5 protein-coding genes, 4 tRNA genes and 1 rRNA gene are annotated in these 5,204 nt (G+C 46.5%); 2 read left to right on the forward strand and 8 right to left on the reverse strand.

Annotated features, from left to right (window positions below; genetic code table 11):
* From ACOZIO_RS24945 to ACOZIO_RS24965, 5 genes are all read right to left on the reverse strand, one after another.
* The coding region (locus ACOZIO_RS24945) for a GTP-binding protein (RefSeq protein ID WP_238483025.1) at positions 1–187 on the reverse strand (187 nt) is incomplete at its 3' end.
* 108 nt (positions 188–295) lie between these two features.
* Positions 296–371, reverse strand: a tRNA-Thr gene (locus ACOZIO_RS24950).
* Between the two features lie 7 nt (positions 372–378).
* Positions 379–453: transfer RNA gene (locus ACOZIO_RS24955), tRNA-Gly, on the reverse strand.
* Positions 454–584: 131 nt separating this feature from the next.
* Positions 585–669 (reverse strand) — tRNA-Tyr (locus ACOZIO_RS24960).
* 20 nt (positions 670–689) lie between these two features.
* Positions 690–765: transfer RNA gene (locus tag ACOZIO_RS24965), tRNA-Thr, on the reverse strand.
* Positions 766–1,150: 385 nt separating this feature from the next.
* Here ACOZIO_RS24965 and ACOZIO_RS24970 point away from each other — a divergent pair.
* Positions 1,151–1,687: a GNAT family N-acetyltransferase gene (locus ACOZIO_RS24970; RefSeq protein WP_129955682.1), complete on the forward strand. Its 537-nt coding sequence runs from the start codon at positions 1,151–1,153 to the stop codon at positions 1,685–1,687.
* Positions 1,688–1,905: 218 nt separating this feature from the next.
* Positions 1,906–2,856: a type I pantothenate kinase gene (gene coaA / locus ACOZIO_RS24975; RefSeq protein ID WP_129955683.1), complete on the forward strand. Its 951-nt coding sequence runs from the start codon at positions 1,906–1,908 to the stop codon at positions 2,854–2,856.
* A gap of 51 nt (positions 2,857–2,907) precedes the next feature.
* Here coaA and birA read toward each other — a convergent pair whose 3' ends face one another.
* The 3 genes from birA to rrf form a co-directional block, all read right to left on the reverse strand.
* Positions 2,908–3,867, reverse strand: a complete 960-nt coding sequence (birA, locus tag ACOZIO_RS24980; RefSeq protein WP_421595879.1) for a bifunctional biotin--[acetyl-CoA-carboxylase] ligase/biotin operon repressor BirA — start codon at positions 3,865–3,867, stop codon at positions 2,908–2,910.
* The gene (murB, locus tag ACOZIO_RS24985; RefSeq protein ID WP_129955685.1) at positions 3,864–4,901 is read right to left on the reverse strand and encodes a UDP-N-acetylmuramate dehydrogenase; all 1,038 of its coding nucleotides are present in this window, start codon (positions 4,899–4,901) and stop codon (positions 3,864–3,866) included. Before murB ends, birA begins: the two co-directional genes overlap by 4 nt.
* Positions 4,902–5,087: 186 nt before the next feature.
* Positions 5,088–5,203, reverse strand: a 5S ribosomal RNA gene (gene rrf / locus ACOZIO_RS24990).
* Between the last annotated feature and the right edge of the window lies 1 nt (position 5,204).

A 5,204-nucleotide genomic window follows, 5' to 3' on the forward strand; every position in this document is an offset into this window, starting at 1 on the left:
TGGTGATACCACGAGCTTTTTCTTCTGGTGCGTTATCGATCTGGTCGAATGCACGTGCAGAACCGCCGTAGGTTTTAGCCAGAACGGTAGTGATTGCTGCAGTCAGGGTAGTTTTACCGTGGTCAACATGGCCGATAGTACCAACGTTAACGTGCGGTTTGTTACGTTCAAATTTTTCTTTAGACATCGATTGTCCCTCTAAGACACGGTTAAATCGGTGGTATCACCACATCAACCAAGCATTTGCTTGACGAATTAGTTTACAGAAAGAAAATCAGGAGGGAGAATTTGGAAGTGGTGCTGATAGGCAGATTCGAACTGCCGACCTCACCCTTACCAAGGGTGCGCTCTACCAACTGAGCTATATCAGCACATACTTGGAGCGGGCAGTGGGAATCGAACCCACATCATCAGCTTGGAAGGCTGAGGTAATAGCCATTATACGATGCCCGCATCCTGGAACTCGGCTACCTGATTTTTCTGAAGAACTTCGAAGACGGGGAAAAGGACGTGAGACACTTAATTCCTCACCTTCACTTGAAACGACTCTATCATTTCAAGCTGCCTCATTGCTAAGGCTTGTATGGTGGTGGGGGAAGGATTCGAACCTTCGAAGTCGATGACGGCAGATTTACAGTCTGCTCCCTTTGGCCGCTCGGGAACCCCACCTAAATTGTTAAGTACTTGAATGGTGCCGGCACCAAGAGTCGAACTCGGGACCTACTGATTACAAGTCAGTTGCTCTACCAACTGAGCTATGCCGGCATCAAGTGCTGCGCATTCTATGGAGACTTTGCAGGGTATGCAACAAAAAAATTGCATGTTTTGCGTTATCGCTCATGTTTTATTCAAAAACTAAGCTTTTTCTCCTTTCCTGCTGTTTAAAGGGTCAAAATGTATTCAAAAACGTCATTTCTCCAGGCCCGTTCGCGATGGATACGCCCCCCTTACTTATACTTCATCCTCGCCAGAAATCCCTCGCAGCGCACTGCTGTTCGATTTATGCACTATAAATGTGCTTTTGCATCACAAATGTACATCCAGAGGCATTTCTTTGTCGGTCAGGCCTGATTCCCGAGCTATTTCTACTGGCGCAACATTTGCATATCTCCTTTCGAAGGCGAGTTTTATTATAGGAAGGAGTGCCGCAATGAAAATTGTCATGCTTAATGCCGCAACGCTACCGGTTTACAGAGAGGAACTCGCGCGACTATTGATTGAAGCTAACAGGACAAATGCTTCTGTCGGTTTCCCCTGTGTCAACGGTCAAAGAGAGGCTGAGGACGCTTTTCAGGATTTATGCCCTGCTCTGAGTCAAAATGAACGATTGCTTTGGATCGCCAGGGATGAAAAAGGCGTCATTGGTACCGTCCAGCTTATTCTGGTCCATTCACCGGATTTACCTCATCAGGCCGAAGTAAGTACTCTGCTGGTCAGCGCTACAGCACGAAGACGTGGCGTGGGTCGTCTGTTACTACGTGCGCTGGAAAATACCGCACAGAGCCTGCGCTGCACCATTTTGTCTTCAGATATGAAGTCAGGTTCAGACGCCGAAGCATTCTACAGAGCACAAGGGTATCGCTGCGCGCTCCTCAGGCAGGATTTCTCCCGTTACAGCAGAAAAAATGAAGTAGTCTATTACAAACAGTTATTACCTTTTACCAGCACATCTCAATCCATCTTTTAGCCTTGAAATTGTGCTGTGAGCATTTCACCGCACTTTCATAGGCTTTCCGCGCTTACATAACTTTCTCAAAAAATTTTAAACTCAATCAAAGAAATCGATAAGTTATAAGAAAAAGATCTCCCTCAAAAATTAAGGTGTCTATAATATGCTGCTGGTTTACTGTCTGGAGTTGGCGTGATCGCCTTTCCTGACCTGCGCTAACGGGCAGACTTTAACTTATGAAAAAAAGAGACCCATCTTTGGCAACTCCTTATCTGCAGTTCGATCGTGCGCAGTGGGCAGCCTTACGTGATTCAGTACCGCTTACGCTGAAAGAGGCAGAAGTGGTGAACCTGAAAGGCATAAACGAGGATTTATCCCTCGAGGAAGTTGCACAGATCTATTTGCCACTTTCACGCCTTCTCAATTTTTACATCAGTTCCAACCTGCGCCGACAAGCCGTGCTTGAGCAGTTCCTCGGTACAGATGGACAGAAAATTCCTTATGTCATTGGAATCGCCGGGAGTGTCGCAGTAGGTAAAAGTACGACGGCCCGCGTCCTCCAGGCATTATTAAGTCGTTGGCCCGAGCACCGTTCGGTAGAACTGATTACAACTGATGGTTTCCTCTATCCCAACAAGACGCTTCAGGAGCGTGGGATTATGAAGAAAAAAGGATTCCCTCAGTCTTATGATATGCACCAGCTGGTGAATTTTGTTTCAGAGGTTAAATCCGGTGCAAGGCATGTGACCGCGCCAGTCTATTCGCATCTGATCTACGATGTGATACCGGAGGGCAATAAAGTCATTGAGCAGCCAGATATTTTGATCCTTGAAGGGCTTAATGTCTTACAAAGCGGCATGGATTATCCTCATGATCCACATCATGTATTTGTTTCTGACTTTGTCGATTTCTCGATATACGTTGATGCCCCTGAAGAATTATTGCAAAGTTGGTATATTAATCGTTTCCTGAAATTCCGTCAGGGAGCATTCTCAGATCCTGATTCTTATTTCCATCATTATGCAAAACTTCCGGAAGAAGAAGCTGTGAACATTGCAACGCAGCTATGGAATGAGATTAATGGGTTGAATTTAAAAGAAAATATCCTTCCAACTCGTGAAAGAGCGAGCTTAATTCTGACGAAAAGCGCTAACCATGCGGTTGAAAGCGTCCGGTTGAGAAAATAAATATACTGAAATTAAAAAATAAAGGAGAGCACATGCTCTCCTTTATTGTAATCAGATAGCGCGCAGTGAAATCTCACCACCGATATAAGGTTTAAGTATACCATCCTGTTCGAGCAGCAAAGCCCCCTGAGGATCGATACCCCGCTCAATACCATGAATTTCCTGGTCACCGATGAGTAATTTAACCGGACGGTCGAGGAAATTATCTAAACCACGCCAGCGGGGAATAAATGGCGCTAATCCTTCCTGTTCGAAATGTAATAATGCTGACCTTAACTCTTTCAGCAACGTAGCTGTAAGTTCATTGCGGTCAATATTAACCCCCGCTTCCTGCAAATTTATCCAACCCTGATTAATAGCATCAGAAGCAGGTTCGCGCATTTTAAGGTTAATCCCCGCGCCAAGAACCAGCTGTGCTGCATCGCCGGTTTTACCTGTCAGTTCAACCAATATTCCGGCGAGCTTGCGATCATTAAGATAAAGATCATTGGGCCATTTCACGCGTACTGCTTCAGCACCAAGACGCTGAAGCACCTCAGCCATAACAATCCCAATGACCAGGCTGAGTCCCATTGCGGCGGCAGGTCCCTGTTCCAGTTTCCAGTACATTGACAGGTAAAGGTTACTGCCGAAAGGTGAGAACCACTTTCGCCCACGACGTCCCCGCCCGGCCTGCTGATATTCCGCAACACATGCGTCACCCGAGCTTAATTCTCCAATTCTGTCCAATAGATACTGATTGGTTGAATCAATAACAGACAGAACATCGACATGGCCCGTCGGGAGCAATGCGTGGATTTTTTCTGCGTCAAGCAACTCGATAGGGAACGGAAGGCTATAACCTTTGCCCGGCACCGTAAATATATCAACGCCCCAGTCACGTACCGTCTGGATATGCTTATTAATCGCTGCGCGGCTCATCCCCATGGCTGTACCTAACTGCTCACCGGAATGAAATTCACCATCAGCCAAAATGGAGATTAATTGCAGAGGAACGGTAATATCTTTCATGACAGCGCTCCCATTGCGTCCACTTCCCCTTTCGCGGCAATAAAACGAACCTCTGGTTCAAGCCAGATGCCAAATTTTGCTGCAACTGCATCACGTACATATTTAGCCAATGCGCGTATATCAGCACTGCTCGCGTGATCTTTATTAATCAACACTAACGCCTGTTTATCATGAACAGCTGCGCCACCAATGGCAAAACCTTTTAGACCGGCCTGTTCAACCAACCATCCTGCAGCCAGTTTTATTTGCCCATTGGCTTGCGGATAAGACGGCATAGAGGGATATTCGCTGCTGATTCTCTCTGCCACAGAAGCATCAACAGTAGGATTTTTGTAGAAACTCCCTGCATTGCCGGTAACGGTTGGGTCTGGTAATTTGCTCTGCCGCATCGCGCAGACTAAATCAAAGATCTGACGGGGAGTCACAGTCTCAGGATCTAAGCGAGTCAGATCCCCATAAGTCAGTTTCGGTTGCCATTGCTTTGTCAGTTTCAGGCCTACGGCAATAATGGCATACCCTTCTTTATAGGAATGTTTAAATATGCTTTCGCGATAACCGAACTGGCATTCATCGGATTGCAAGCGGATGACTTTTTCATTCTGAAGATCCAATACATCCACATAACCACAAATACTCTGCAGTTCGATACCATATGCACCTATGTTCTGAATAGGAGCAGAACCTACGCATCCGGGAATTAACGCAAGATTCTCCAGGCCGGGAATATCATGCTCTAATGCATAACAAACCAATTGATGCCAATTTTCCCCAGCCCCTATATGTAGCTGCCATTCCTCTGCGTTTTCAGTCAGTTCAATACCTTTTATGCGATTTAGTGCCACTGATCCTGCAAAATTCTCCAGGAAAAGAACATTACTCCCTTCCCCTAAAAGTAAAAAAGGCTGCCCTTTTTTCTTCGCTGATTTCCATGCAACGATGAGTTGTTCAGCGCTCCGGACATGCGTGATTTCAGCAGCATAGGCCTCCAGAGAAAAAGTATTTAGGGATTGAAGAGAAGTGTCGCCATTCGACATAGCCATATTACTCATAAGTGACTTATTTGTGCTTAGTTTAACCGATCCGATACTCTGTTACGCAGAGTTTTATAAGATGGTACAGGGGCTTGCGGCCCGATAAGCAGAGCGTGTAGAGCTAAATACCCTAAATTCCCCATAGCCAAAAGCCCCGCACTTTCGTACGGGGCTTTTCGCTTATTTGATGCCTGGCAGTTCCCTACTCTCGCATGGGGAGACCCCACACTACCATCGGCGCTACGGCGTTTCACTTCTGAGTTCGGCATGGGGTCAGGTGGGACCACCGCGCTAGTGCCGCCAGGC

The sequence above is a fragment of the Rahnella sp. PD4 genome, assembly GCF_049199325.1.
Lineage (GTDB): Bacteria > Pseudomonadota > Gammaproteobacteria > Enterobacterales > Enterobacteriaceae > Rahnella > Rahnella perminowiae.

Excerpts from the sequence above, each read along its gene's own strand:
- ACOZIO_RS24970 (WP_129955682.1), top strand. The coding sequence starts at position 1,151 with ATGAAAATTGTCATGCTTAATGCCGCAACGCTACCGGTTTACAGAGAG.
- coaA (WP_129955683.1), top strand. The coding sequence starts at position 1,906 with ATGAAAAAAAGAGACCCATCTTTGGCAACTCCTTATCTGCAGTTCGAT.
- birA (WP_421595879.1), bottom strand. The coding sequence starts at position 3,867 with ATGAAAGATATTACCGTTCCTCTGCAATTAATCTCCATTTTGGCTGAT.
- murB (WP_129955685.1), bottom strand. The coding sequence starts at position 4,901 with ATGTCGAATGGCGACACTTCTCTTCAATCCCTAAATACTTTTTCTCTG.